The organism is Kribbella sp. CA-294648, from assembly GCF_050943845.1.
Classification (GTDB): Bacteria; Actinomycetota; Actinomycetes; order Propionibacteriales; family Kribbellaceae; genus Kribbella.
The window spans coordinates 3,445,946-3,472,714 of record NZ_CP191981.1 but is presented as its reverse complement, the minus strand read 5'-3'; the positions used below and the strand labels follow the sequence as shown (position 1 = coordinate 3,472,714).

The window sequence follows — 26,769 nt, the reverse complement described above, 5'->3', positions numbered from 1 at the left end:
ACGATCAGTACGGCCGGGAGCCCGTACGCCGGTGTGTGGCCTGCCGCACGTCCCGCGTCCGGGCTCCCGCTGTGTCCGCATGCTGAGCGATAGGCTGCGGCGATATGACTGCAAAGTGGACCAAACGACTGGTCCTCACCTTCCTGGCCGGCCTTCTGTTCGCGGGAACCGCCGCCACCACGGCACAGGCCGAGGACGGCTATCGCTTCTGGGGCTACTACCAGTACTCCGGCGGCCAGTGGGCCTTCGCGCAGAAGGGCTCCGAGGTCGTAGTACCGGCGGACGGGTCGGTGGAGGGGTGGCGGTACGCCGTTGGCGGCGTCAAGCCCCGAGTACCCCGGGCAGCCGGCGACTTCGCCACGATCTGTGGAGCCACCCCAGCCGAGGCCGGCAAGAAGCGCGTCGCCCTGGTGATCGACCCCGGTACTCCGGCCGACTCCCCCTCGGGCGAGGCTCCTCCCCCGGCCACCGGCACCTGTGTCGTCACTGACCCGAAGGCGACCGGCGCGAGGATCCTGGCGGCCGTGAAGCCCGTCCGGATCGAGAAGGGCCTCACCTGCGGGATCGGCGGCTACCCGGCGAAGGGCTGCGGCGACCCGGTCAAGGACATCAAGGTGCCGGCCAGCGACGAGCAGGTGAAGCTGGAGATCGGCCCGGCCGTCGGCTCGACCGCTACGCCGAGCCCGGCCGCAGTACCGACGAACTCCAACCAGGCACCGACCGCCGACGACGACAGCGGCACCCCGTGGACCGGCATCATCATCGCCGCGCTGGTAGTCGCCCTGCTGGCCGGTGGCGGGCTGGTACTCAGCCGCCGACGTAGTGGCAGCTAGGTGCGCGCTGCTCATCAACTGACACTCCCCCGGGCTCTGCACCCGGGGGCTTGGTGGCTTTGGGCCCTGGGGCTCGCGGTAGCGGCCAGCAGGACTCGCAACCCGGTCCTGCTGATCCTCATCCTGGTGATCGCCGGTTTCGTAGTTGCCGCGCGCCGCAGCGACGCTCCCTGGGCCAACAGCTACGTGGCCTTCCTGAAGCTCGGTCTGGTGGTCATCGCCATCCGGGTGGTGCTGCAGGCGTTGCTGTCAACCCGCTCGCAGGGCAACGTCGTGATGTTCACGCTGCCGCAGCTCCCGCTGCCCGACTGGGCCAGTGGTGTGAAGCTCGGCGGCGAGGTCACCGCAGAGGCAGTCCTGACTGCCCTGTACGACGGGGGCCAGCTCGCGGTGATGCTGTGTTGCATCGGCGCGGCCAATGCGTTGGCCAGCCCGCGCAGACTGCTCAAGTCGCTACCGGGCGCCCTGTACGAGACGGGCGTCGCGTGTGTCGTCGCACTGACCTTCGCGCCCCAACTGGTCACCGATGCTCGCCGTATCCGCGCTGCCCGACGGCTGCGCGGCCGTAGCCGCGGTTCCTTCCGTACTACGGCCATGCCGGTCCTGGAAGGCGCTCTGGACAGGTCGGTCGAGTTGGCTGCAGCCATGGACTCCCGTGGCTACGGCCGAACCGCTCAGGTCCCCCGCCGACAGCGACGGATCACTGGTGGCGCAGTGCTTCTGGGACTGCTCGGAATCGCACTGGGCGTCTACGCACTGCTGACTGACGCAATGGCCTTCCCTGCTGCCGCCGGTGCGCTAGCTGTCGGCTTATTGCTCGCTGTGGCCGCCATGGCTGTTGGACGCCAGCGGGTGACCCGCACTCGCTACAGGCCGGATCCCTGGGCACTGCCGGAGTGGCTGGTGACAGCGTCCGGCGCCTTGGCTGCTGCGGTCATGATCGTCGCTGCAGCTCGCGGAGTGGAGGGCTTGGTGCTGGCAGGCCCGTTGGTCGTTCCGCCGGTTCCTGTGCTGCCGGTTGTCGGCTTGCTGCTTGGCCTGGCGCCCGCAATCGCTGCACCGCCGCTGACCCGACGGCAGGAGGTGGTGGCGGCATGATCGAGTTCGACCGCGTGACGGTCACCTACGACGGCGCCACCGAGCCCGCGGTCCGCGACGTGAGCTTCACCATCCCCGAAGGCGAACTCGCCCTGGTCATCGGCCGGACCGGCTCGGGCAAGTCCACTCTGCTGCGGACCATCAACGGTCTCGTCCCGCACTTCACCGGCGGGACGCTGGCCGGCCGGGTGCTGGTGAACGGCCGGGACACTCGCGAGTACCGGCCGCGGGATCTGGCCGATGTGGTCGGCATCGTCGGGCAGGACCCGATGTCCGGGTTCGTCACGGACACGGTCGAGGACGAGCTCGCCTACAGCATGGAGTCGCTCGGGATCGCGCCCGACGTCATGCGCCGCCGGGTCGAGGAGACACTCGACCTGCTGGGGCTGGCCGACGTACGGGATCGGGCCTTGACCTCGCTGTCCGGTGGGCAGCGGCAGCGGACGGCTATTGGTTCAGCACTGACGGCGCACCCCGCAGTACTGGTCCTGGACGAGCCGACGTCGGCTTTGGACCCACAGGCTGCCGAGGAAGTCCTGGCCGCGCTGCAGCGGCTGGTGCACGACCTGGGCGTCACGGTCGTGATGGCCGAACACCGGCTCGAGCGGGTCATCCAGTACGCCGACCGCGTGATCGAGGTGCCGGGAGGCTCTGCTGCGGTCTCCACTGGACTACCGGTCGACCAGATGGTCACAGCTCCGGTCGCGCCGCCAGTGGTCGAGTTGGGCCGCCTTGTAGGCTGGTCACCTCTGCCATTGTCCGTGCGAGACGCCCGTCGTGCTGCTGTCGCCCTCCGCACCCGGCTGACTAACCTGGCGCCGCCACGGCCGCCCGCTGTCGAGGGGCGCGAGTTGGCACAGTGCAAGGACCTAGTAGTGGCCTACGGCAACACTCCTGCGCTCCGTGGGGTCTCACTGAGCATCAGGTCCGGCGAGGTGGTCGCGCTGATGGGCCGGAACGGCGCCGGCAAGTCCACTCTGCTCAACGCGCTCGTGGGGCTCGTGCAACCCCGCTCTGGCAGCGCAACCGCAGCAGGCGCCGACCCGCGGCGTACCAAGCCCGCCAAGTTGGTCAAGGCAGTAGGACTCGTACCGCAGGAGCCGGCCGACCTCCTGTACGCCGCGACTGTGGCGGAGGAATGCGCTGGAGCCGACAGCGACTTCCAGGTGCCGTCAGGTAGTTGCTGGGCGCTACTGGAACGCCTTGCTCCCGGCATCGATGACCAGATGCATCCGCGAGACCTGTCCGAGGGACAACGGCTCTGCCTGGCATTGGCCGTCGTACTGTGTGGCGCTCCTCCCCTGCTGCTGCTGGACGAGCCCACTCGTGGGTTGGACTACGGCGCGAAGCATCGGCTGGTCGAGATCCTGCGGGAGCTGGCACTGGCCGGGCATGCGGTCGTGCTGTCGACGCACGACGTGGAGATGGTGGCAGAGGTCGCCACGCGCGTACTGGTCTTGGCAGAAGGCGAACTGGTGAGCGACGGCGAGACTGCCACTGTCATTGCGGGATCTCCCGCGTTCGCTCCCCAGGTGGCCAAGATCCTGGCGCCCCTGCCGTTCCTGACAGTCGGCGAAGTCGCCACCGCACTGGAACGGGCCTCGTGAGACTCGTCCGGCTCAAGCCTCGCAGTACGGCGACTCTGGTCCTGGCCTCAGTCGTAGGCATCCTCGCCTTCGGCTGGCCGCTGTTGTGGTCGACGTCCCAGGTCGGCGAGTCAGCCATCGGGCACACCACCGATGCGCCCTGGCTCTTCGTGCTGCTCCTGCCGCTGCTGGTGGCCGTAGTACTGGCTGAGCTGTCCGAGGCGGGGATCGACGCCAAGGTGATCTCCCTGCTCGGCATGCTCGCTGCAGTGAGTGCAGCACTGCGCGCACTAGGGCCTGGTACGGCGGGGCTCGAGCCTGGGTTCTTCCTGTTGATCCTGGCTGGGCGGGCGTTCGGTGCCGGCTTCGGGTTCGTGCTGGGAGCTGTGTCGTTGCTGGCCGGCGCCATGGTCAGTGGCGGCGTCGGGCCGTGGATGCCGTTCCAGATGTTCGCCTGCGCGTGGGTCGGCTGTCTTGCTGGGCTGCTGCCTCGGGTGGGCGGCCGGTTGGAGGTGCTGTTACTGGCGGCGTACTCCCTGGTCGCGGGCGTGCTCTACGGCCTGGTGATGAACCTGTGGTTCTGGCCCTACGCGACTTTCGGCAGCGACTTCTCCTTCATCCCGGGTGACTCGCTGGCCGACAACCTGCATCGGTACGGGTTGTTCGTGGTGGCCACGTCACTCGGGTGGGACATCCCGCGGGGGGTGCTGTGCGCAGTACTGGTGCTGTTCCTCGGCCGGCCCATCCTGAACGCCTTCCGCCGGACTGCCCGCAAGGCGGCGTTCGACGTACCGGTGGTGTTCGATAGGTGACATGGCTGAACTGATCACCGGTCCCGACGGCGCTGTGGTGGACGGCGTACTGCGGCTCGGGGCCGACGGCACGGTCGGCGCCGCCGGGTACGAGGTGACGACGACCAGGACCGCCCGCGGACTCCGGTACGACGTACTGACGCCCGCCGGCGAGCAGGTGTCGTGGACAGCCCCGACGGCTGCGCAGCGGACCCTGGTTCTCGGTGGTGCCCGCTCGGGCAAGTCCACGGAGGCCGAGCGTCTGATGGCCGACCACCCCGACACCGTGTATGTCGCAACGGGCGGCGATGGTTCGGCCGACCCGGAGTGGGCCGAGCGCATCGCCCTGCATCGCAGTCGCCGACCCGCAAGCTGGGGACTCGTCGAGACGATCGACCTCGAGCCGCTGCTCGAAACGCCCGGCCCACCGTTGCTGATCGACTGTTTCACGCTGTGGCTCTCGCGCACGATGGACGCCTGCGAGGTATGGGCGGACCACAGCCGCGCCGCCGACGTGGAGAAGCGGATCGAGCAACTGGCCGAGGCCTGGTCCCACACCCCTCGCCTGGTAGTTGCCGTGAGCAACGAGGTAGGCGGCGGCGTGGTGCCCGCCGATGCCGGCACCCGGCTCTACCGCGATCTGATGGGCCGCTTGAACGCTACCCTCGCTCGACGGTCGGAAGCGGTGCTGTGGTGCGTCGCCGGCCGAACCGTCGCGCTCTGAGGGGACCTACGGATGATGGATGGGCTCAAGCTCGCGTTCGGCACGCTCTCGGTGCTGCCCGCCGGCGTGCCCGGGAAGGTGGACCGGCGAGTGGCCGGCCGGGCGATGACGCTGGCGCCGCTGGTCGGGCTGGTGCTCGGCGGGATCGCCGGGCTGGTGGCCGCCACCGCCGTCGAGCTGCGGCCCCAGTCGCCGTTGCTGGCCGCAGTGCTGGGCGTCGTCGTACTGGTCGGGCTGTCCGGTGCACTGCATCTCGACGGGCTGGCTGACACGGCCGACGGCTTCGGCAGCCGGCGGGATCGCGAGACCAAGCTGCGGATCATGAAGCAGAGCGACATCGGCCCGTTCGGGGTGATCTCGATCGTGGCCGTCCTGCTGATCGACGTGGCCGCGCTGCACGCCTGCATCCAGAACGACTTCGGCTGGCAGGCACTCCTGATCGCCGGCGTCGCCAGCCGGCTCACCCTCCCCTGGTCCTGCCGTACGTCGGTCCCGTCCGCCCGACCCGACGGCCTCGGCGCAATGGTCGCCGGCACAGTCCGCCCGTACGCCGCCGCCTTGGTCACGCTCACGAGCGTCGCGTTCGCCGCAGTACTGGGCTGGCTCACCTCCTGGGCGGCCCTGCACCCCTCGACGGCAGTCAGGGGTGACCTTCCCTGGTACAGCAACGGCTATCCCGTCATCCGGTCGACAGAGGTCTCCAGCGACCACTGGATTGGCGTATCCGCCAGTTCGGTCAGTAGATCGTCCGGCATCTCCACACTGGAGCTCGCCGTGCTCGGCTCGACCGCCGCCGTCCTGGTCGCCGTCCTGCTCGCCCTCGCCATCACTCGCCGGACCCGCAGATCCCTCGGCGGCATCACCGGCGACACCCTCGGCGCGACCGTCGAACTCGCCCTCCCTCTGACACTCCTCACGCTGGCCTTCACCACCTGACCCCCCGCTCCAGTCCCCTGCCCCACTTTGTGCACCACCTGAGTGCTGGACCGCGCTTTCCCGTGCTCAGGCCGTGCACAAGGTCGGTCGTTTTGTCCCGGCGAGGTCGTGCCAGCGGAGTGGGCGCGCTCTCATCGCGTGGGGTGGGTGGGGGCCGGGTGCCGGTGCATTAGTGTCCTTCCGGGCATGGGGACGGGCAGCACTACGCGTGACAGTGAGGACACATGACGGGCGTCTGCAGAATCGATACCGCAGGTTCGGGAGCGAAAGCCCCGCGATCCGTTATCTTTATGTAATGAACGCAACCCGCCCAGCGCCTGGCTCGCAGGCTTCGCTCCGCGAAGCCAACCGCGAGCGCGTTCTGGGGGTTGTCCGGCAACACGGTCCGCTCACGCAGGTCGAGATCGCCGCCGCCTCCGGGTTGTCCGCCGCCACCGTCTCGAACATGGTCAAGGAGCTCGACCAGGCCGGGATGGTCGGGCTCTCGCGCAGCATCCGCAACGGGCGCCGCGCAGTACTGGTGTCGTTGGCTTCTGGTGGTGGCCTGCTGGCCGGGGTCGCCTTCGGCGAGCGGGACGTCCGGGTCGCGATCGCCTCGGAGAGCCGCGAGATCCTGGCCCAGCAACTGATGCCGCTGCAGGCCGATCACGTGGCCGACGACGGGATGGAACGCGCGGCCCGGTTGCTCGCCGACCTGTGCGAGACGGTCGGCGCGAGCGTCGAGGACATCGGCGCCATCGGCTTCGGCCTGCCCGCCCCGGTCGACTCGGTCAGCGGTGAGGCCGGTTCGGACGCCGTCCTGCCCGGCTGGCGTGGGGTCAACGTCGCCGAGGCGATGGCCGGCCATCTGCGCGCTCCGGTCGCGCTCGACAACACCGCCAACCTGGCCGCGCTCGGCGAACTCCGCGAAGGCGCGCTGCGCGGAGTCCAGCACGGTTGCTACATCAAGTTCTCCTACGGCGTGGGCGCCGGCATCGTGCTCGGCGGCGAGATCTTCCGCGGCTCCGCCGGTACTGCGGGCGAGATCGGCCACCTGACCATCGACGAGAACGGCCCGATCTGCCGCTGCGGCAACCGTGGCTGCCTGGACACCTTCGTCGGGTCACGCGCGCTGCTCAGCTCGTTGCAGGCCTCCCACGGCGCACTCCGGCTCAGGGACATCGTCACCCGGGCCGTGGCTGGCGATCTCGGCTGCCGCCGGGTGATCGAGGACGCGGGCCGCCGCGTCGGGGTGGCTGTCGCGGGACTGGTGAACCTGTTCAACCCCGAGGTGATCGTGGTCGGCGGCAAGATGGCCGAGGCCGGCGACCTGATCATGCAGCCCCTGCGCGAAGCCCTCGATCGGTGCGCGATCCCGAGCGCCGCCGCGACGGTCGAGCTACGGCCCGCCGAACTCGGTGACGACGCCGACGTCCTCGGCGCGATCCAGCTGGCTTCGGTGCTCAGTCACGCGACGGCAGCCAGGTCGCTGGAGACAACCGTGTAACAACGATATGTCTATTTCTTGAATTCAAGCCTTGACGTCAAGCGCGTTCTGCCTTTGACTCTGCTCAGGCCTACTCGGGCCCTCACGTCAAGGAGTCGCTCTATGTCCGTCTCACCAACCCGTCTTGTCGGTCTCGGCATCGCCGTCTCGGCGCTCGCCCTCTCCCTGGTGGCCTGTGGGTCGGACGACAAGCCGTCCGACGCGGCCGGAGGCGCCGCCGGCGGCAAGGTCGCCCTGCTGCTCCCCGAGTCGAAGACGACCCGCTACGAGTCGCTCGACCGGCCGCTGTTCACCGAGGCCCTCAAGACCGCGTGCGCGAACTGCGAGCTGATCTACAGCAACGCCGACCAGGACGCCTCGAAGCAGCAGCAGCAAGCCGAGGCCGCGCTGACCCAGGGCGCCAAGGTGCTCGTGCTCGACCCGGTCGACGGCAAGGCCGCCGCCGCAGTGGTCGCCGCCGCCAAGGCCCAGAGCGTCCCGGTCATCGCCTACGACCGGTTCATCGAGAACGCGGACTACTACGTCTCCTTCGAGAACGAGGCGGTCGGCAAGCTCCAGGCGCAGACCCTGGTCGACACCCTGAAGGCGGCCGGCAAGACGTCGGGCAACATCGCGATGATCAACGGCTCGCCGACCGACCCGAACGCGGCCGACTTCAAGAAGGGCGCGCACAGCGTGCTCGACAGCTCCGGCTTCAAGGTCGCGGCCGAGTTCGACACCCCGGACTGGAGCCCGGACAAGGCCCAGGCCTGGATGGAAGGCCAGCTGAGCGCGATCAAGGCCGGCCTGGTCGGCGTCTACGCCGCCAACGACGGCACCGCCGGTGGCGCCATCGCCGCCCTCAAGGGTGGTGGCGTGAAGCCGCTCCCGCCGGTCACCGGTCAGGACTCCGAGCTGGCCGCGATCCAGCGGATCATCGCCGGCGACCAGGCGATGACGATCTACAAGGCCGTCAAGCCACAGGCCGAGGCCGCCGCCAAGGCCGCTGTCGCGCTGGTCAACGGTGGCAAGCCCGAGTCGACCACCGAGAAGTCCGGCGTTCCGGCGACGATTCTCGACCCGGTCGCCGTCACCAAGGCCAACATCAACGACACTGTGGTCAAGGACGGTATCTACAAGGTCTCGGACATCTGCACCGCGTCGTTCGCGGCCGCCTGTACCGCCGCCGGCCTCAAGTAACTCCCGGCCTCACGGAAGCCGGCCCGCCCCCGGGCCGGTGCACCAGCAGAGCCGAGGTCCGGGTGGGCACTGCCCACCCGGACCGACGCCGGATAGCAAGCCCTCAGGAGGCTGATCGATGACTGTCACACCCACCCCCGTCACGACCGCCGGTACGGTGCTCGGGCTGCGGGGCGTGTCCAAGCGCTTCGGCGCCGTCCAGGCGCTGAAGAACATCGAGCTGGACGTGCGCGCCGGTGAGGTGCTCGCCCTGGTCGGAGACAACGGCGCCGGCAAGTCGACGCTGGTCAAGACCATCGCCGGCGTCTACACCGCCGACGACGGCCAGATGGTGTTCGACGGACGGGACGTACGGGTGAACAGCCCGGCCGAGGCCCAGCAGCTCGGCATCGCCACGGTCTTCCAGGACCTGGCCCTGTGCGACAACCTCGACGTGGTCGCGAACCTGTACCTCGGCCGAGAACTCCGCAAGGGCGGGGTGATGGACGAGGTCGAGATGGAACGCTCCGCCTGGGAACTGCTGCGGCAGCTGTCCGCCAAGATCCCCAGCGTCCGGATCCCGGTCGCCAGCCTGTCCGGCGGTCAGCGCCAGACGGTCGCGATCGCCCGCAGCCTGCTCGGTCAGCCGAAGGTCGTGATGCTGGACGAGCCGACCGCCGCGCTGGGCGTGGCGCAGACGGCCGAAGTGCTCAACCTGGTCGAGCGGCTCCGCGAGCGTGGCCTCGCGGTGATCCTGATCAGTCACAACATGGCCGACGTGATGGCGGTCGCGGACCGGGTCGCGGTGCTGCGGCTCGGCCGCAACAACGGGATCTTCACGGTCAGCGAGACCAAGACCCAGGACATCATCGCCGCGATCACCGGTGCCACGGACAACGCAGTCTCCGAGCGCGCGGCGCGCCGGACCCAGCAGGAAGGTTCCGCATCATGACCACCCCGGTCGACGGTTCGACGGCTGCCGTGCAGGACACCGTGCCGGAGGCGCAGGACCCGGCCGCGCTGCCCGCCGACCTGCAGGACGAGCGCCTGATCGCCAGCCACGGCGTCAGCGGCGCGATCTCGGCCTTCACCTCCCGGCTCCGGTCCGGCGACCTGGGCTCGGTCCCGGTGGTGGTCGGGCTGATCATCATCTGGGCGGTCTTCCAGATCGCCAACAGCTCCTTCCTGTCCAGCCGCAACCTGGTCAACCTGACCCTGCAGACCACCTCGGTCGGAGTGATTGCCCTGGGCATCGTTCTGGTCCTGCTGCTCGGTGAGATCGACCTCTCGGTCGGCTCGGTCAGCGGCCTGGCCGCCGCGGTGATGGCGGTGACCTTCGTCAACGAGGGCTGGCCACTGGTGCTGTCCCTGCTCACCTCCGTCGGCCTCGGGGTGCTGATCGGGTTGTTCTACGGCGCGCTCTACAACCGCTTCGGCGTTCCCAGCTTCGTGATCACCCTGGCCGGTCTGCTCGGCTTCCTCGGCCTGCAACTGCTGGTGCTGGGCAAGCAGGGCACGCTCAACATCCCGTTCGACTCCAGCATCGTCAAGTTCGCCACCCAGGACTTCCTGCCACCGGCGATTGCCTACGGACTGGTCGTGCTGGTGGTCGGCATCTACGTCCTCACCCGGCTACGGACCAGTAGCGCCCGAGCGGCCGCCGGGCTGTCCGCCGCGCCGACCGGGATGATCGCGCTCAAGGCGGCGGCGCTGGCAGTCGTCCTGCTGGTGCCGGTCATCGTGCTGAACCGTGACCGCGGCGTGTCGGCGATGTTCCTCCTCTTCGTCGTCCTGGTGGTGGCCACCGACTTCATGCTCCGGCAGACCCGCTGGGGCCGCTCGGTGGTCGCAGTCGGCGGCAACGTCGAGGCCGCCCGCCGCGCCGGTATCAACGTCCGGATGATCTACCTGTCGGTCTTCGCGGCCTGTTCGACCTTCGCCGCGGTCGGCGGCATCCTGGGCGCCGCCCGGCTGATCGCGGTCAACCAGAACACCGGTGGTGCCGACACCAACCTGAACGCGATCGCCGCCGCCGTCATCGGTGGTACCAGCCTCTTCGGCGGCCGCGGTTCGGCGTACTCCGCACTGCTCGGCGCGTTGGTGATCATGTCGATCGCCAACGGCCTGGCACTGCTCAGCCTCGACTCCCACGTCCGCTTCATGGTGACCGCCGGCGTCTTGCTGATCGCCGTCACCATCGACTCACTCAGCCGCCGCAGCCGGCAGTCACACGGCCGCGCCTAAGCCCGGTGGGCTGCTACCTGACCCCTGCCTCGGTAGCAGCCCGCCGTTCCAACGACGGATCGCCACTCCCCGCCCGGAGTGGCGATCCGTTCTCGTTCCGCAGTACCGCAGAATGTGCGGCATGACGCCACGCAAGAACCCGATCCACGCATCGGTCACCTCCGAGCACCAGTCGGTCACCACGCTGGAGCTGTTCTTCGATCTGGTCTTCGTCTTCGCGCTGACCCAGATCACCGCGCTGATGGCGCACGACCTGACCTGGACCGGGGTGATCCGCGGGGTGCTGCTGATCGGCATGCTCTGGTGGAGCTGGATCGGCTTCTCCTGGCTGTGCAACCTGGTCAAGGCCGACGAGGGCGCGGTCCGCGGCGTCGTACTGGCCGCGATGGGCGCGATGTTCGTGATCGCGCTGGCCATCCCGGAGGCGTTCCACGACCTCGACGGCGGCCTGCCCGGCCCGGTGGTGATCGCCCTGGCGTACTTCGCCTTCCGGACGCTGCACCTGTGGTTGTTCTGGCTGATCGCGGACGGCGACAAGCAACTGCGCCGGACGCTCACCCGGTTCGCCCCGTCGATGCTGGCCGGTACTGCGCTGCTGCTGGTCGCGTCGCAGTTCCACGGCACCACCCAGACACTGCTGTGGGCTGCCGCACTGGCCGCGGACTACGGCGGCACCTACCTGATCGATGCGCGTGGCTGGCGGCTGCGCTCGGCCGTTCACTTCGCCGAGCGGCACGGCCTGATCATCATCATCGCGCTGGGCGAGTCGATCGTCGCGATCGGCGTCGGTGTCACCGACCTGCCGATCTCCTGGCCGATCCTGGTCGCCTCGCTGCTCGGCCTGACCGTCGCCGCGGCCCTGTGGTGGATCTACTTCGACGCGACCGCCCACTACGGCGAGCGGGCGCTGGCCGCCGAGCCGGTGGAGACCCGGCCGAAGCTCGCCCGCGACGCCTACACGTTCCTGCACTTCCCGATGGTGGCCGGCATCGTGCTGCTCGCCCTCGGCCTGAAGAAGGTCCTCGAGTACGTCGGTGACACCGAGCACCACCACCTGGACGACCCGCTGAAGGGCATCGGCCTGTACGCCTTGTTCCTCGGCGTCGTCCTGTACCTACTCGGCCATGTGGGCTTCAAGTGGCGCACCACCCACCGGCTCGGAATCAGCCGTCTGATCACGGCTGCCCTATGCATCCTCGCGCTCCCCCTGCTGGCCAAGGTGCCGGCGCTCGGCCAGCTCGCAGTACTGGCCGCACTGCTGATCGGCCTGGTCGCCTTCGAAACCGTCCGTTTCGCCCAGGAGCGCGAGGAGGTCCGGCACGGCGACCACGCCTGAACAGCAGGACCCCGCAGACCGGAGAGGTCGGCGGGGTCCAGCAGCGATAGTGCGGTGGTGCTCAGGCCGTGGCGGCGGTCAGGTCCACCTTCGGCTCGGCGAAGTGGCAGGCAGCCGCGTGGCCGGGGCCGGACTTCGTCTTCGGCGTGAGCGGCGGCTCCTGGGTGGCGCAGATGTCCTCGGCCTTCCAGCAGCGGGTCCGGAACCGGCAGCCGCTCGGCGGGTCGATCGGCGACGGCACATCGCCGACCAGCCGGATCCGCTCCTTCGGCGGGATCCCACGGATGGTGCCCAGGTCCGGAGCGGCCGACAGCAATGCCTGGGTGTAGGGGTGCTGCGGAGCGGTGTAGATCTGCTCCCGCGGGCCCTGCTCGACGATCTTGCCCAGGTACATCACCGCGACCTCGTCACAGAAGTGCCGGACCACACCGAGGTCGTGCGCGATGAAGACGAACGCGATACCCAGATCGCGGCGCAGGTCCTCCAGCAGGTTCATCACCTGGGCCTGGATCGACACGTCCAGCGCCGACACCGGCTCGTCGGCGATGATCACCTCGGGCTCGACGGCCAGCGCCCGGGCGATCCCGATCCGCTGCCGCTGACCGCCGGAGAACTCGTTCGGGTAGCGGTTGTGGTGCTCGGGGTTCAGCCCGACCCGCTCCAGCAACTCCTGGACCCGGGCCAGCTCCTTGCCCTTCGGGACCAGGTTGTGCACCCGCAACGGCGTGGTGATGATGTTGCTGACCGTCTGCCGCGGGTTCAGCGAGCTGTACGGGTCCTGGAACACGATCTGCAGCTGACGCCGGAACGGACGAAGATCCTTCTCCTTCATCTGGGCGATGTCGGTGCCCTTGAAGAGGATCTGGCCGGCTGTCGGCGTCAGCAGCCGGGTGATCATCCGGCCGGTCGTCGACTTGCCGCAGCCGGACTCGCCGACCAGGCCCAGGCTCGCGCCCGGCTTGAGGTCGAAGCTGACGCCGTCGACGGCCTGGACGACCTTGCGGGTCCGGCCGAGCCCGGCGGCCTCCTTGATCGGGAAGTGCATCTTGAGGTCGCGGACCTGCAGCAGCGGGCTGGCCGTAGTACTGGCGTCAACGGGACGCATGGTGTCGCTCATTTCTCTCCTCAGCCCAGTCTCGGCTCGACCTCGGCCTCGTAGATCGAGGCCTTGTCGTGCAGGTGGCAACGCGACGTGTGCGCTCCGGCACCGTCGACCGGAAGCAGCTCGGGCAGGTCGGTGGTGCAGCGTTCGCCCTTGACCCGGTCCTTGTAGGGACAGCGCGGGTTGAACGAACAGCCGTCCGGCAGGGCCAGCAGGCTCGGCGGCAGACCCTTGATCGGGCGCAACCGCTCGTTCGCGGCCGACACCGTCGGGATCGACTCGAGCAGACCCCAGGTGTACGGCATCCGCGGCCGGGCCAGCACGTCCTCGGCGGTGCCGTACTCGACGCAGCGGCCGGCGTACATGACCAGGACGTCGTCGGCCATCTCGGCCACCACGCCCAAGTCGTGCGTGATCAGTACGATCGCCGAGCCGAACTCCTTCTGCAGGTTGTTCAGCAGGTCCAGGATCTGCGCCTGCACGGTGACGTCGAGCGCGGTGGTCGGCTCGTCGGCGATCACCAGCTTCGGGTCGTTGACCAGACCCATCGCGATCATCGCGCGTTGCCGCATCCCGCCGGAGAACTCGTGCGGGTACTGCTTGAACCGCCGGACCGGGTTCGGGATGCCGACCAGGTCGAGCATCTCCAGCGCGCGCTTCTTCGCCACGTCCTTGGACACCTGGTGGTGCACCCGGTACGCCTCGGAGATCTGGGCGCCGATCGTGTAGAGCGGGTGCAGCGACGACTGCGGGTCCTGGAAGACCATCGCCACCGCGTCGCCGCGGACCTTCATCAGCTCGGCCTCGGACAGCCCGACCAGCTCGTCGCCGCCGAGCCGGATCGAGCCGGTGATCCTGGTCCGCCTGGGGTCGTGCAGGCCCATCACGGCCATGCTCGACACCGACTTGCCGGATCCGGACTCACCGACGATCGCCAGCGTCCGGCCCAGCGGAACGGAGTAGCTCAGCCCGTTCACCGCGCTGACCAGCCCGTCGGCCGTCGGGAACTGCACGGTCAGGTCCTCGACCACCAGGTACGGCGTCTCGCCGCTCGGCGAGATCGCCGTGGTCCGTCGTTCGCGGGTCGCGATCGACGGGTTGCGCTGCTCGGCGGCGACCTGGCCGGCCGTCGGGCTGCCGGTCGGGCCGTCGCTCGGTGCGGTACCGGCCATGGTGTCCTGGAGGTCCTTCCGTCCGTCGTTGCCGGCTGTGCTCACGAGAGCCTCACCCGCGGGTCGATCACGCTGTAGGCCACGTCGACGAGGAAGTTCATCGTGACCAGGATGACCGAGGAGACCAGTACGACGCCCATGATGACCGGCAGGTCGTAGGTGGTCAGGCTTTCCAGTACCAGGTTGCCCAGGCCGGGCAGGTCGAAGATGCGCTCCGTGAAGATGGCCCCCGACAGGCTGACGGCCACATCCAGACCGAAGATCGTGACGACCGGGATCAGGCCCGACCGCAACGCGTGCTTGTAGGTGACCACCCGATCCGAAAGCCCCTTGGCGCGAGCCGTCCGAATGTAGTCCTCGCTGAGCGTCTCCACCATCGAGCCACGCGAGTACCGCGCGTACTGCGTACAGCCGTAGACCCCGAGGACGAGCCACGGCGTCAGCAACCCGGTGAACCAACTGCCTGGACTCTCCGAGATCGGCGTATAGCCACCCCGGGGCAGGATCGGGTAAAGGATCGTCAGATAGAGCGAGATCATCAGCGCGACGATGTAGTACGGGATCGAGCTGAGGACCAGCGTGCTGCTCATCAGCACCCGGTCCCCGGTCGTACCGCGTCTCTTCGCGGCCAGTGACCCGATGGCGACTCCCAGCGTCAGCACGATGACGGCGTACCCGGCCACGAGGGAGACCGTCACCGGGAGCCGGGACTGAAGCATCTCGGTGACCGGCCGGTTGTTCTTGAAGGAGAAGCCCAGGCAGGGCGCGTTGCAGTCCTGCTTGACGCCGGACGTCTCGAAGGTCCGCCCGGCGAAGATGCCTGCCGTGTACTCGGCGAACTGCTGCACCTTGGGCCGGTCCAGGTGCAGGTTCTTCTTGATGTCGTCATAGCGCTGCTGGGTGCAGTTGCGCTCACCACAGATCGCCGCGGCCGGGTCGGTCGGGGCGATGAAGAACAGCGCGAAGGTCGCGATCAGCGTGACCAGCACGACACTGAGCGCGCTGACCAGCCGGCGCGCCACGAAGTAGAGCACAGGGTTTCTCCTCACCGATCGGGGTGGTGGCCGGACTCGGTCCGGCCACCACCCCTCCGTTCAGATCAGACGACTGCCTTCGGCAGCGTCGATCAGGGCTGCTTCAGGTACAACGAGGTGAACTCGGGCATGCCCTGGGTCGGGTCGTTGACCGCGTGACCGATGTTCTTACCGACCGGGAAGGCGCTGGCCGAGTAGTACAGCGGGACCGACGGCAGGTAGTCCTGCATGATCATCTTGTCGATCTTCGGCCATTCCTTCAGCTGCTCGTCCGGGCTGAGGGCGGCGACCCGGTCGATCTCGGCGTCCAGCTTCGGGTCCTGCAGCTGACCCTGGCTGTTGCCCAGCTCGATCGCGTCGGACTTGTACAGCACCGGGAACCAGCTGGTGCCGGACGGCCAGTCGGAGCACCAGCTGCCCGGAGCCTTGCCGATGTTGACCGGACCGTTCTGGTTGCCGATCAGGGTCCGGATCTTGGCCTTCGGCACACCGATCGCCTTGACCTTGAAGCCGGCCTTCTCGAACGTCTGGGTGCGCAGCTGGTTGACCTGGGTGGTGATCGGGTCGTCGTTGGAGTAGTACCAGCTGAGCTCGAAATTCGACTTGCCGAGCTCCTTCAGCTTGTTCTTGACCTCTTCGGCGATGGCCGGGTCCTGGGCGCCCTTGCCCTTGCCGGTCAGGCCCGGGAGCTCGTACTTCTCGTAGCCCGGAACGGCCGGCGGCAGGTAGGTGGAGGCCGGGACCGCGGTGTCCGGCGTCAGGCCGGCGACCTTGCGCCAGTCGTCCATCGGGTAGGCCTTGGCGATCAGCTTGCGGACGTCCAAGGGGATCTTCCGGGTGTCCATCGAGAACGTGATGACGCACGGAGAGTCGCCCTTGATGATCTGGCTCTGGTCCTTGACCTCGTTCAGCAGGCTGGCGTCCAGGTTGCTGTAGTTCAGCGCGTTCGCGTCCACACCGGAGCTGGCCAGTACCTGGCGCTGCACCTTGATGGTGTCCTGGGCGAACTTGAAGTTGAAGCCGTCGACGTACTGATACCGCACCGGGTCGGTGTTGGGGTCCCAGTGCTCGTTCTTGACCAGCTTCAGCTCCGAACCGGGCGTCAGCGACGCGAGCTTGTACGGGCCGGTCGACTTCGGCTTGAGCTCGTACTCCTTCTTCGTGTCCGCGGCCTGCGGGATCGGCGTGAACAGCGGGAAGGCGGCGTAGAACGGCAGATCGTCGAACTTCTTGCGCAGGTGGATGATCAGCGTCTTCTCGTCCGGCGTCTCGACACCGGCGTAGTCCGCGCCGTTCGCGCCGTACGGGCCCTTGTACTTGTCGCCGTCCTTGAAGAACTGCAACTGGTAGGCCGGACCCTGGTCGTACAGGTCGTGGGCGAAGGACCGCTTGATGGCGTACGCGTAGTCGGCGGCCTTGACCGGCGTGCCGTCGTCGTACTTGATGCCCTGCTTCAGCTTGAAGGTCCAGCTCAGACCGTCGGCCGACTTGGTGCCCAGATCCTCGGCGAGGTCGGGAACCAGGGTCGGCTTCTGCGTCTTCGGGTCCAGCTTGTACTGCGTCAGCGCGCGCATGTACAGCTTCGCGATCTGGTTACCGTCGGTGTAGTAGATGTTCGTCGGGTCGAAGGTGTCCGGCGTCACGTCGGACAGGATCGTGATCGTCCCGCCCTTCTTGGCGCCCTCGAGCTCCGGCGCCGGGCCCTTGGCCGTGGCGTCGGTGGCCTTCACCTGCGCGCCGCCCAGGTTGCCTTCGTCGCTGCCGCCTGACTTGTTGCTCGCCGACGGGCTGCCGCAAGCCGCGACGGCCAGCATGACCGTCGCCGCGACCGCGGTGATCCGTTTCCACTGCATTGTCGTGTTTCTCCTTTTCTGCCGCTGGGGCAACGCCGGGCTACCGACGAGTCTTGGGGTCGAAGGCGTCGCGCACCGCGTCACCCAGCAGGGCGAGGGCGAGCACCAGGACGGTGATGCCCAGTACGGGAAGCCACAGGTAGAGGGGGTCGGCCTTGAACCAGTTGGTGGCGTTGGCGATCGTCTGCCCCCAGGACGGGATCGGCTCGATCAGCCCGACGCCCAGGAACGACAGACCGGCTTCGGCGGTGACGTAGGCCGGCAGGGACAGCGAGGCCGAGATCACGATCGGGGCGACCAGGTTCGGCAGCAGTTCCTTGAACAGCACCTGGTGGGTCGGTACGCCGATCGCCTTGGCGGCGAGCACGAACTCGCGCTCGCGCAGGGACAGCACCTCGCCCCGGATGATCCGGGCCAGCCCGGCCCAGCCGAAGAACGAGAGCACGAAGATCAGCACCAGGAACCGGGTCGAGGCCTGCTCGGCCGGACTGAGGTTGAACGAACCGCCGCGCAGCGACTCGACGATCGGCACCATCGCGATCGCGAACAGCAGGTAGGGCAGGCTCAGCACGAAGTCGATGACCCAGGAGATGATCCGGTCGACCCAGCCGCCGAGGAAGCCGGCCAGCAGGCCCATCACGACACCGGTGATGGTGCCGATCACGGTCGCGACGAAGGCGACGGCCAGCGACGGCCGGGCGCCGTACACCCAGCGGGCGAAGTTGTCCCGGCCGGTCTTCGGCTCGACGCCGAACCAGTGCTGGGCGTTCGCCACGAACGTCGGGTAGCCGTACTCGTCGACCAGGTCGGCGTTGAAGGTGCTGATGTCGCTGCCCTCGAGCTTGGCCAGCAACGGGGCGAAGAGCGCGATCAGGACGAAGCCGAGCACGATGACGGCGCAGGTGACCGCGACCTTGTCCTTGCGGAGCCGGTCCAGCGCGATCCGGGTCGGGGACTTGCCGTGCGGCACCGTCGCCGGACGAACCGGCTCGGCCGACGCCGGGTGGTCCTCGACGCCTACGGTCGAGTCGGGTGACCCAATAGTCATTCGCGCTCCGTCAGCTTGGTCAGCCAGAATTCCGGGAAGTCAGAACCGGCTGCGGTCGGTGGATCGGGCCAGGCGCCGACCCTTTGCACCTTCGTGCAAATCCCTTGACAAGGGTCGATCCCCCACAGCCGCGCGCTAGCCTGCCCGACGCCGTGACGGCAAACCAGCGGGTTCTGGCAGCAGTGCACAAATCGTTACCGGAACACATACCGGACCGGAACATTTGTCGCCAATGGTTACTGTGCGCACCCGAATCAGCGCGAACAGCGTCGGCACAGCGCGGTCAGTGGCCCTTTTGTGCCAAATTGTCACTGAACGTGCAACCAATAGGACGGAATCGGTATTTGCGGCACTCGTCACTCATCGTGTTCAGCAAGCTCAGCCGGACAGCCTTCGGGGTCGAACAGAGCCCACTGATGCAAGATCGCGTGCCGGTTGAACGGGAAGTGACCGGTGCCGGATTCCTTCAATTCGGTGCGCAGGGTGTTCCGCGCCGGCTCGATTTGCCCCGCGGTGAACTGCAACGCCGCGATTCCCATCGCGTTGGCTACCTCGCCGGCTCTGGCTGGTCTGTCCCGGAATATCGCCGCGGCTTGTTCCAGCAGCTCCCCAGCGCTGTCGAGTTCGCCGAGCGCCACCATCAGCCGTCCCTGCGCCGTACAGACATAGGCCAGCCCCAACGTGTCACCGAGTCGCTCGACGGTCTCGCGCGCCTGGGTGAGTACCGCGCTCAGTTCGTCGACGTGCGCCGAACCCCGGTCGGGGCCTGCGAGCAGCGCGTCCGCGAGATTCACCTGACGAATCGCCTGCACGCGGCTTCCAGCCGGCGTCGCCCGGATTCCCTCGCGAAAGGCCTGCTGCGCCTCGGCGATTCGCCCCAGCAGCATCATGGCCCCGCCCTGATGGTCGAACGCCCTCGCCCGCGACGCGGCCGCTGAAGGATCCTCGTCGAGCAACGCCAGCATTCGCTGGGCCGCCTCGAGCTGACGCTTACCGTCCGCGGCGGCCTCGGCCGCCCAGCCGACCTGGCCCAGCGCGAGAATCCGCGCCTCGGCCGTGCCTGTTCGGACCGCCGAGGCCAGACTCCGCTGCGCAAGCTCGCTCAGCTCGGCCAGCGGAGCGGTGAATCGAGCTCTGACACCGAACAAGGCCCGGTCGAGTTCCGACTCCAGCTCGGGCGAACCGCTGACGGCCACCGCGTCCCGGACCCGCCGCAAGATGGCTTCGGCAATCTCTCGATGGTCGCGGACTGTCAGGTAGCCCTGGAGTCGAAGGGTCAGCATGGCTGCCAGGCGCACCTGTCGCTCCGCCGCAAGAGCGATGGCAGCCTGGATCACCGGTAGTTCTCCGTCGAGCCAGTCGGCGCCCTTCGCGGCGGCTACGTCCGCCGCCGGCAGCGTCCTGGAGCTGCCGCTGTCGATCGGGATCAGCAGCATGACCCCGTGCTCGATCTGCTCGTCGGCGATCGTCAGTAGACGCAGGACGGTGGACAAGTACCGCTCTTCGATGCCCGCTAGAACCTCCGGGGAGATCTGGGCCAGCAGCTCCCCGGAGTACGAGCGGACCAGGCCGTGCATGCCGTACGTCGCGGGCTCCGTCCGCCGCTGTTGCAGCAGGCCGAGGGCGACCAGTCCGTCGAACACGGCATCGGCCTGGGCCTCGCCGAGCCCGAGCAGTGGCGCGGCGACCCAGGACGAGAACTCGTCGGCGCCGACCAGGTACAGCAGCGCGAACAGTCTCTGGGCGACTGGGTCTGCACTCCGCAGGGTGAGCTCGAGGCTGGCTCGGACCGCACGGTCCCCGGCCACGAGGTAGTCGAGTCGCCGGGTGTCGTCGGCCAGGCTGCGAAGTACCTCGGCGACGTCCTCGCGGGCGATGCCGAGACGGGCTCCGACGATGCGCAGGGCCAGCGGCAGGCCGGCGCAGTACTGGATGATCTGGGTGAGGTCGGTGGGCTGTATGCCGGTGAGGGAGCCGAGTAGTTGCGCACTGGGCTCCTCGCCCAGCGGCTGGACCTCTCGGTGGACGGCGTCCTCCAGGCCCAGCAGAGGCTGCCGCGAGGTGGCGATGACGGCGCAGCGGCCGCCGGCCGGCATGAGCGGCCTCAACTGGCCTGCGTCCAGTACGTCGTCGAAGACCAGGAGGACAGCTCGCCCTGCCAACGTACTGCGGAGCAGTGACGACCGTTCTTCCAATGAATCAGGGATCTCCTGCCCGTCGACACCCAGCGACCGCAGCAGCCGCCCGAGGACGGTCCGGGCCGGTACGGCCTCCCCATTGACATCCTGCAAGCGGACGAAGACCTGCCCGTCCGAGTACTGCTCAGCGAGCCGATGCCCCAGACGGACCGCAGCTGCCGACTTGCGGTCCCCGCCCCGCCGTACAGACACACCACAACCGGTACGCCGCTCTGGCGTCCTGCGCGCGTCAGTACTCCGGACAGCTCGGCCAGGAGTTCGTCACGCCCGACCAGCAGACCCACATCGGCGGGGAGCTCCCGTGGGCCAGCCGAGTGTGCGGAGAGGCTCAGCGACTCGTCATGCCGCAGTATCGCCACCTGGAGCTCGCGGACCGCAGGACCTGGCTCGATCCCCAGGTCCTCATCGAGATGACGCGCGAGCTCGGCGTAGGCGGCCAGTGCTTCGGCCTGCCGACCGGAGCGGTACAAGGCCAGCATGCGTGCCGCTGCCAGGCCTTCCCGGGTCGGCTCGCCACTGGTCAGTTGCGCAAGCTCAGGAAGCAGTTCCTGGTGACGCCCCAGGGCAAGGTCGGTCGTCAGCCGCAGCTCCAAGGCTGCCCACCGCGACTCGTCGAGTCCGCCGCACAGCCGTCGGCGTACGTCCTCGGAGGCGACATCAGCAAGGGCAGGGCCGCGCCACAGAGCCAGCGCCTCGACCAGTAGCTCGCGGCGCTGCTCGAGGTCTGGCAACCCGCGAGCCCGGTCCACCAAGGCGACGAACTTCTCGACATCGGTCCGCCCGCCCGCACCTTGGAGCGCATACCCCTGAGCCCCACCGGTCAGCTGTGCTTTGGGGTCTTCGGTTGTCAGGACCGAACGAAGGCGGGAGACGTAGACCTGCAGTGCCCGCTTCGGATTGCCCGGCTGCTCCTCCGGCCACAGCAGGCCGATCAGCCGGTCTGTCGACACGATCTTGCCCGGCTCCAGCAGCAGGACAGCTAGCAGAAGCCGCTCCTGTCGCCGCTTGAGCTCCACCTTGCGGCCGGACGCCCAGACCTCCACCGGACCTAGCAAGCGGTAATCCACTTGCGCAGGGTAGCCCGGTGGTAGGCGCTGGGTAACAGCTTTCACACATGCTGCGACTATGCGCTGGTTGAGCGGTACTGCGGTGGCCCTGCTGGGAGTGGTGTCCACACTGTTGTCGCCCGTGCCGGACCCAGGGCGGGGTTGGTGCTTGAGCGCAGACGGAGTACGGGCTCATTGCCGCGGTACGGCGGCTCCGCGCATGCGCGACGAACCCCGGGTCCGACTGAGCGGTACCCGGGGTCGGCGGCGCCGGGGTCAGCTCTCGCGGACGTGGACCGTGACGAACGGGGGCTTGACCACCTCGAAGGGCTCCTGCCGGCCGCGGATGTCCACGGCGACCTGGTCACCTTCCTTGACGGCGGCGTCGAGCAGCGCCAGGGCGATGCCCTTCTTGAGGGTTGGGGAGAACGTCCCGGAGGTGACCTCGCCCAGCGCCGTACCGGCCGGGTCGACCACGGTCATGTGAGGCCGCGGGATGCCGCGGCCGACCGCACGCAGGCCGCGCAGGATCCGGGCCGGGCCGGCCTCCTTCTCCGCGCGCAGCGCCTGGTCGCCCCAGAAGTGCTCCTTCTTCCAGCCCACTGCCCAACCCGAGCGGGCCTGGACCGGCGTGATCTGCGGCGAGATGTCTTGGCCGTGCAGCGGGTAGCCCATCTCGGTCCGCAAGGTGTCACGGGCGCCCAGGCCGGCCGGGACCAGACCGTACTGCTCCCCTGCCTTCAGCAGCGCGTCGAAGACGGCTACTGCGGCCTCATTCGGTACTACGAGCTCGTAGCCGCGCTCACCGGTGTAGCCGGTGCGGCAGACGACTACCGGAGTACCGGAACCGTGCTCATCGGGGAAGGCAGCGACGGCAAAGGACATGTAGTCGTGGCCGGTGGGCAGGCCGATCGCGCCGACGACCGCGTCGCTGTCGGTGCCCTGGACGGCGAGGATCGCGTAGTCGTCGTGCGTGTTGGTCACCTCTACGCCGTCGGGCGCCTGCTCGGCCAGCCGGCGGACGACCTCGGCGGTGTTCGCCGCGTTCGGGATGAGGAACACGTCGTCGTCGGCGTGCAGGTACGCGATCAGGTCGTCGACCACGCCACCGTCCTCGGCACAGCACAGCGTGTACTGCGCCTGGCCCGGCGCGATCTTGCCCAGGTCGTTGGTCAGACAGGAGTTCACGTACGCCGCGGCGCCCGGGCCCTTGACGGTCGCCTTGCCCAGGTGACTCACGTCGAAGACGCCGACGGAGGTCCGGACCGCGGTGTGCTCGGCGACGACCCCGCTGAACTCCAGCGGCATCTCCCAGCCGCCGAACTCGGCGAACTTGGCGCCGAGGGCGACGTGCCGCTCGTGCAGAGGGGACTTCTTCAGAACGGGAGACTCGGTCATGCAGCGGAACTTACCGGACCCGGCCGCCTCGCGATGCGGCCGACATCACTGGCTGCGCGTCGCGGTTGGTGCTCCCGACACGGCGCACTCGGGGGTGCGCCGCGTAGCATGCGGAGGCAGCATTCACGTACCGTCACGACCGGCACCTGCCACCCGGTCAAGGAGGACTGAGGATTTCGTGAGCACCATCACCCTGAGCAAGTCCGATCCGGCCGGCGTCAAGACCGACGTCCTGGTGATCGGCGTGGTCAAGCTCGACGGCGGAGTGGCTCTGCCCGCCGGCACCGAGTCGCTGAACGCCGCCTACGGCGGGAAGCTGGTGGAGGTGCTGGCCGGGCTCGGCGCCACGGGCAAGGCCGGTGAGGTCACCAAGGTCCCGGGGCCGAAGCCGGGCAAGTCGGCGATGCTGATCGCGGTCGGGCTGGGCAGTGCCCCTGACGGCGCGCTGAAGACCGAGGACCTGCGGGTCGCCGCGGGAGTCGGCGTCCGTGCCGCCAAGAACGGCCAGTCGATCGCGTTCGCGCTGCCGACGCCGGACGCCGAGTGCGTCCGCGCGGTCGCCGAGGGCGCGCTGATCGGCCGCTACGCGTTCACCGCCTACAAGTCCGAGGCGAACAACGACGTACCGGGCAACGTGGTCGTGCTGACCGACCTGGCCCGCGGCAAGGACGCCAAGGCCGCGCTGGAGCGGGCCGAGGTGACCGCCGACGCCGTCCACCAGGTCCGCGACTGGGTGAACACTCCCCCGTCCGACCTGCACCCCGCCGAGTTCGCCGCGCACGCCCAGAAGCTGGGCAAGGAGCACGGCGTCAAGGTCGAGGTGATGGACGAGAAGGCGCTCGCCAAGGGCGGGTACGGCGGCATCCTCGGCGTCGGTCAGGGCTCGGACAACCCGCCGCGGCTGGTCCGGCTGACCTATACGCCGAAGAAGCCGGTGACGCACCTGTCCTTCGTCGGCAAGGGCATCACCTTCGACTCGGGCGGCCTGTCGCTGAAGACGGCCAACGGGATGATCTCGATGAAGTCCGACATGGCCGGCGCCGCCGCCGTGATCGCCGCCACCGTGGCGATCGCGCGACTCGGCCTGCCGGTGCAGGTGACGACGTACGCCGCGATGGCCGAGAACATGCCGTCCGGTTCGGCGGCCCGGCCGTCCGACGTACTGACCATGTACGGCGGCAAGACGGTCGAGGTGCTGAACACCGACGCCGAGGGCCGGCTGGTCCTGGGCGACGCCCTGGTCCGGGCCTGTGAGGACCAGCCCGACCTGATCGTCGACGTGGCCACCCTGACCGGCGCCTGTGTCGTTGCCCTGGGCACCAAGGTGGCCGGCGCGTTCGCCAACACCGACACCGCCCGCGACCGGGTGGTCGACGCCGCCGTGGCCGCCGGCGAGGCGATGTGGCCGCTGCCGATCCCCACCGAGATGCTGGAGAAACTGCGCTCCCACTCGAAGATCGCGGACCTGGCCAACATCACCGGCGAAGCCTGGGGCGGCGCCCTGGCAGCAGCCGCCTTCCTCGGCGACTTCGTTGCCGACGGCATCGACTGGGTCCACCTCGACGTAGCCGGCCCAGCCTTCAACGAAGGCGCCCCCACCGGCTACACCACCAGCGGCGGCACCGGCTACTCAGTCCGCACCCTCATAGAACTAGCCGCCGCAGCCAGCTAGCCCGAGCAACTCCCGCCTGGCCCAGAACCCTGGGTCAGGCGAGCTCGGTGCTTTGGCGTCGCGTCGGGGCGAGCCCAATGTCGCGCCCCTGTCGCCGGCCGCGCGCTCTGCCCACTCGGGTCAGAGCAGGCCTTCTCGCTTTTTGCGGGCGTTGTACTCGCGCATGCGGGGTGGGTAGCCGACGACGGCGGCGTCGTACGACGGGATGCCCATCTTGTTGGCGAAGTTGTGGGCCCATTGGACCGATGGGACGCGGCGGCGGGTCCATTCGCCGTCGATGGCGACCAGGAGCAGTGTGTAGTCGGTCACCGCCGTGCGGGGCTCGACGAAGCCTTCGACACCCTGCCGGGTCTGGGCGAACTCTCGCAGGTGCGCTTGGTCGGGCGTGTCCGACTTGCGCATCGTGCCGGGCTTCTGCCGGCGACCGAACCACTTCATGGGAGACAGTGTCCACCATTCCCGCAAATCCGGCCCGGGAGCGACGCGGACGGCCGGCGGTGACAAGATGACGCCCGGGCCGGAACTCCGCGATCCGGGGCCGCCCGCCGACCTTGACGCCCACGGAGGAACTCGTGACGAACACGGCAGACAGCAGCACGACGTACGACCTGGTGATCCTCGGCGGAGGCAGTGGTGGCTACGCCGCCGCGCTGCGCGCCGCAGTACTGGGTATGTCAGTGGCTCTGGTGGAGAAGGACAAGCTCGGCGGCACCTGCCTGCACCGCGGCTGTATCCCGACCAAGGCGCTGCTGCACGCGGCCGAGGTCGCGGACTCGGCCCGTGAAGGCGAGCAGTTCGGGGTCCGGTCGACGCTCGAGGGTGTCGACATGGGCGGGGTGAACAAGTACAAGGACGGGGTCGTCGACCGGCTGTTCAAGGGGCTGCAGGGGCAGATCAAGGCCCGCGGCATCACCGTGATCGAGGGCGAGGGACGGCTGACCTCCCCGACGACGGTCGCCGTCGGCGGTACGACGTACACGGGTCGCAACGTCATCATCGCGTCTGGCTCGTATTCCAAGTCGCTGCCGGGCCTCGAGCTCGACGGCCACCGGGTGATCGCCAGCGAGCACGCGCTGACACTCGACCGGGTGCCCGAGTCCGCGGTGATCCTCGGCGGCGGCGTGATCGGCGTCGAGTTCGCCAGCGCGTGGACCTCGTTCGGCACCAAGGTGACGATCGTCGAGGCGCTCCCCCGGCTGGTGCCGGCCGAGGACGCCGACTGCAGCAAGACCCTCGAGCGCGCCTTCCGCAAGCGCAAGATCGCCTTCAAGACCGGTACGCCGTTCGAGTCGGTCGAGGTCGTGGACAACGGCGTCCGGGTGACCGTCGCCGGTGGTGAGGTGATCGAGGCAGAGCTGCTGCTGGTCGCCGTCGGCCGTGGCCCGAACACCGCCGGACTCGGCTACGAGGAGGTCGGCGTCGCGCTCGACCGCGGCTTCGTCACCGTCGACGAGCACCTGCAGACCAGCGTGCCGGGCGTCTACGCCGTCGGCGACATCGTGCCCGGCCTGCAGCTCGCGCACCGAGGTTTCCAGCAGGGCATCTTCGTCGCCGAGCACATCGCCGGGCTCAACCCCGCGCCGATCGACGAGGCCGGCATCCCGCGCGTCACTTACTCCGAGCCGGAGGTCGCCTCGGTCGGGCTGACCGAGGAGCAGGCGAAGGCGAAGTACGGCGAGGTCGAGATCCTCAACTACAACCTCGGCGGCAACGGCAAGAGCCAGATCCTCAAGACCCAGGGTTTCGTGAAGCTGGTCCGGGCCAAGGACGGCGCCGTGGTCGGCCTGCACATGGTCGGCTCGCGGGTCGGCGAACTGATCGGCGAAGCGCAGCTGATCTACAACTGGGAGGCCTTCCCCGCCGACGTCGCGCCGCTCGTGCACGCCCACCCGACCCAGAACGAAGCCCTCGGCGAAGCGCATCTCGCGCTGGCCGGAAAGCCTTTGCACTTCCACGAGTAAAGTTTTGCCGCCCGGCCCGGCGGGTCTCGTGTGACCCAGATCCCGCCGGTTCGAGCGGCACCGTAGGCTGACACTCGTACCGATCAGACGAAG

At 68.6% G+C, this 26,769-nt stretch carries 22 protein-coding genes; 13 read left to right on the top strand and 9 right to left on the bottom strand.

Annotated features, from left to right (window positions below; all coding sequences use genetic code 11):
* Positions 1–104 precede the first annotated feature (104 nt).
* The 11 genes from ACQPYM_RS16615 (at position 105) to ACQPYM_RS16565 (ending at position 12,192) form a co-directional block, all read left to right on the top strand.
* Positions 105–833: an SCO2322 family protein gene (locus ACQPYM_RS16615; RefSeq protein ID WP_433021571.1), complete on the top strand. Its 729-nt coding sequence runs from the start codon at positions 105–107 to the stop codon at positions 831–833.
* Positions 834–1,931 carry an energy-coupling factor transporter transmembrane component T gene (locus ACQPYM_RS16610; protein ID WP_433021569.1) on the top strand — a complete coding sequence of 366 codons (1,098 nt, stop codon included), beginning with the start codon at positions 834–836 and terminating at the stop codon, positions 1,929–1,931.
* A complete protein-coding gene (locus ACQPYM_RS16605; RefSeq protein ID WP_433021567.1) occupies positions 1,928–3,538 on the top strand; it encodes an ABC transporter ATP-binding protein in 1,611 nt (536 codons plus the stop codon). The genes ACQPYM_RS16610 and ACQPYM_RS16605 overlap by 4 nt, the downstream gene beginning before the upstream one ends.
* On the top strand, positions 3,535–4,329 hold the full coding sequence (locus ACQPYM_RS16600) for an ECF transporter S component (RefSeq protein ID WP_433021565.1): 795 nt from the start codon (positions 3,535–3,537) through the stop codon (positions 4,327–4,329). Before ACQPYM_RS16605 ends, ACQPYM_RS16600 begins: the two co-directional genes overlap by 4 nt.
* A 1-nt stretch (position 4,330) precedes the next feature.
* Positions 4,331–5,032 (top strand): bifunctional adenosylcobinamide kinase/adenosylcobinamide-phosphate guanylyltransferase, encoded by a 702-nt coding sequence (locus ACQPYM_RS16595; RefSeq protein ID WP_433021563.1) that lies wholly within the window; start codon positions 4,331–4,333, stop codon positions 5,030–5,032.
* Positions 5,033–5,044: 12 nt separating this feature from the next.
* Positions 5,045–5,968 carry an adenosylcobinamide-GDP ribazoletransferase gene (locus ACQPYM_RS16590; protein ID WP_433021561.1) on the top strand — a complete coding sequence of 308 codons (924 nt, stop codon included), beginning with the start codon at positions 5,045–5,047 and terminating at the stop codon, positions 5,966–5,968.
* A gap of 295 nt (positions 5,969–6,263) precedes the next feature.
* A complete protein-coding gene (locus ACQPYM_RS16585; protein ID WP_433021559.1) occupies positions 6,264–7,454 on the top strand; it encodes an ROK family transcriptional regulator in 1,191 nt (396 codons plus the stop codon).
* 102 nt (positions 7,455–7,556) lie between these two features.
* Entirely contained in the window at positions 7,557–8,633 is a 1,077-nt protein-coding gene (locus ACQPYM_RS16580; protein ID WP_433021557.1) for an ABC transporter substrate-binding protein, read from the top strand.
* A 118-nt stretch (positions 8,634–8,751) separates the two neighbouring features.
* Complete coding sequence (locus ACQPYM_RS16575) at positions 8,752–9,564, top strand: ATP-binding cassette domain-containing protein (RefSeq protein WP_360288716.1); 813 nt, start codon at positions 8,752–8,754, stop codon at positions 9,562–9,564.
* A complete protein-coding gene (locus ACQPYM_RS16570) occupies positions 9,561–10,856 on the top strand; it encodes a sugar ABC transporter permease (RefSeq protein WP_433021555.1) in 1,296 nt (431 codons plus the stop codon). The genes ACQPYM_RS16575 and ACQPYM_RS16570 overlap by 4 nt, the downstream gene beginning before the upstream one ends.
* A gap of 121 nt (positions 10,857–10,977) precedes the next feature.
* Positions 10,978–12,192, top strand: coding sequence for a low temperature requirement protein A (locus ACQPYM_RS16565; RefSeq protein WP_433021553.1), 1,215 nt, complete (start codon positions 10,978–10,980; stop codon positions 12,190–12,192).
* A gap of 61 nt (positions 12,193–12,253) precedes the next feature.
* Here the strand turns inward: ACQPYM_RS16565 and ACQPYM_RS16560 are convergent, their stop codons facing one another.
* The 8 genes from ACQPYM_RS16560 to gcvT form a co-directional block, all read right to left on the bottom strand.
* Positions 12,254–13,309, bottom strand: coding sequence for an ABC transporter ATP-binding protein (locus tag ACQPYM_RS16560; RefSeq protein ID WP_433021551.1), 1,056 nt, complete (start codon positions 13,307–13,309; stop codon positions 12,254–12,256).
* An 8-nt stretch (positions 13,310–13,317) separates the two neighbouring features.
* Positions 13,318–14,511, bottom strand: coding sequence for an ABC transporter ATP-binding protein (locus ACQPYM_RS16555; protein WP_433021549.1), 1,194 nt, complete (start codon positions 14,509–14,511; stop codon positions 13,318–13,320).
* A complete protein-coding gene (locus ACQPYM_RS16550) occupies positions 14,508–15,500 on the bottom strand; it encodes an ABC transporter permease (protein ID WP_433021547.1) in 993 nt (330 codons plus the stop codon). Before ACQPYM_RS16550 ends, ACQPYM_RS16555 begins: the two co-directional genes overlap by 4 nt.
* A 92-nt stretch (positions 15,501–15,592) precedes the next feature.
* Positions 15,593–17,353, bottom strand: coding sequence for an ABC transporter substrate-binding protein (locus ACQPYM_RS16545; RefSeq protein ID WP_433021545.1), 1,761 nt, complete (start codon positions 17,351–17,353; stop codon positions 15,593–15,595).
* A gap of 40 nt (positions 17,354–17,393) precedes the next feature.
* Complete coding sequence (locus tag ACQPYM_RS16540) at positions 17,394–18,401, bottom strand: ABC transporter permease (RefSeq protein WP_433021543.1); 1,008 nt, start codon at positions 18,399–18,401, stop codon at positions 17,394–17,396.
* A 356-nt stretch (positions 18,402–18,757) separates the two neighbouring features.
* Positions 18,758–20,596, bottom strand: coding sequence for an NB-ARC domain-containing protein (locus ACQPYM_RS16535; RefSeq protein ID WP_433023301.1), 1,839 nt, complete (start codon positions 20,594–20,596; stop codon positions 18,758–18,760).
* Entirely contained in the window at positions 20,506–21,666 is a 1,161-nt protein-coding gene (locus ACQPYM_RS16530; RefSeq protein ID WP_433021541.1) for an AfsR/SARP family transcriptional regulator, read from the bottom strand. Before ACQPYM_RS16530 ends, ACQPYM_RS16535 begins: the two co-directional genes overlap by 91 nt.
* A gap of 255 nt (positions 21,667–21,921) precedes the next feature.
* Positions 21,922–23,043 carry a glycine cleavage system aminomethyltransferase GcvT gene (gene gcvT, locus ACQPYM_RS16525; RefSeq protein WP_433021539.1) on the bottom strand — a complete coding sequence of 374 codons (1,122 nt, stop codon included), beginning with the start codon at positions 23,041–23,043 and terminating at the stop codon, positions 21,922–21,924.
* 178 nt (positions 23,044–23,221) lie between these two features.
* On the opposite strand from gcvT, the gene ACQPYM_RS16520 reads away from it, so the two are divergent.
* The gene (locus ACQPYM_RS16520) at positions 23,222–24,715 is read left to right on the top strand and encodes a leucyl aminopeptidase (protein WP_433021537.1); all 1,494 of its coding nucleotides are present in this window, start codon (positions 23,222–23,224) and stop codon (positions 24,713–24,715) included.
* A 120-nt stretch (positions 24,716–24,835) separates the two neighbouring features.
* On the opposite strand, the gene ACQPYM_RS16515 is transcribed toward ACQPYM_RS16520, so the two are convergent.
* Complete coding sequence (locus tag ACQPYM_RS16515; RefSeq protein ID WP_433021535.1) at positions 24,836–25,153, bottom strand: hypothetical protein; 318 nt, start codon at positions 25,151–25,153, stop codon at positions 24,836–24,838.
* A 134-nt stretch (positions 25,154–25,287) separates the two neighbouring features.
* Between ACQPYM_RS16515 and lpdA the strand changes: the two genes are divergently transcribed.
* Positions 25,288–26,676 (top strand): dihydrolipoyl dehydrogenase, encoded by a 1,389-nt coding sequence (gene lpdA, locus ACQPYM_RS16510; RefSeq protein WP_433021533.1) that lies wholly within the window; start codon positions 25,288–25,290, stop codon positions 26,674–26,676.
* Positions 26,677–26,769: the final 93 nt, after the last annotated feature.

Excerpts from the sequence above, each read along its gene's own strand:
- ACQPYM_RS16615 (WP_433021571.1), top strand. The coding sequence starts at position 105 with ATGACTGCAAAGTGGACCAAACGACTGGTCCTCACCTTCCTGGCCGGC.
- ACQPYM_RS16605 (WP_433021567.1), top strand. The coding sequence starts at position 1,928 with ATGATCGAGTTCGACCGCGTGACGGTCACCTACGACGGCGCCACCGAG.
- ACQPYM_RS16595 (WP_433021563.1), top strand. The coding sequence starts at position 4,331 with ATGGCTGAACTGATCACCGGTCCCGACGGCGCTGTGGTGGACGGCGTA.
- ACQPYM_RS16590 (WP_433021561.1), top strand. The coding sequence starts at position 5,045 with ATGATGGATGGGCTCAAGCTCGCGTTCGGCACGCTCTCGGTGCTGCCC.
- ACQPYM_RS16585 (WP_433021559.1), top strand. The coding sequence starts at position 6,264 with ATGAACGCAACCCGCCCAGCGCCTGGCTCGCAGGCTTCGCTCCGCGAA.
- ACQPYM_RS16580 (WP_433021557.1), top strand. The coding sequence starts at position 7,557 with ATGTCCGTCTCACCAACCCGTCTTGTCGGTCTCGGCATCGCCGTCTCG.
- ACQPYM_RS16575 (WP_360288716.1), top strand. The coding sequence starts at position 8,752 with ATGACTGTCACACCCACCCCCGTCACGACCGCCGGTACGGTGCTCGGG.
- ACQPYM_RS16570 (WP_433021555.1), top strand. The coding sequence starts at position 9,561 with ATGACCACCCCGGTCGACGGTTCGACGGCTGCCGTGCAGGACACCGTG.
- ACQPYM_RS16565 (WP_433021553.1), top strand. The coding sequence starts at position 10,978 with ATGACGCCACGCAAGAACCCGATCCACGCATCGGTCACCTCCGAGCAC.
- ACQPYM_RS16560 (WP_433021551.1), bottom strand. The coding sequence starts at position 13,309 with ATGAGCGACACCATGCGTCCCGTTGACGCCAGTACTACGGCCAGCCCG.
- ACQPYM_RS16545 (WP_433021545.1), bottom strand. The coding sequence starts at position 17,353 with ATGCAGTGGAAACGGATCACCGCGGTCGCGGCGACGGTCATGCTGGCC.
- ACQPYM_RS16540 (WP_433021543.1), bottom strand. The coding sequence starts at position 18,401 with ATGACTATTGGGTCACCCGACTCGACCGTAGGCGTCGAGGACCACCCG.
- gcvT (WP_433021539.1), bottom strand. The coding sequence starts at position 23,043 with ATGACCGAGTCTCCCGTTCTGAAGAAGTCCCCTCTGCACGAGCGGCAC.
- ACQPYM_RS16515 (WP_433021535.1), bottom strand. The coding sequence starts at position 25,153 with ATGAAGTGGTTCGGTCGCCGGCAGAAGCCCGGCACGATGCGCAAGTCG.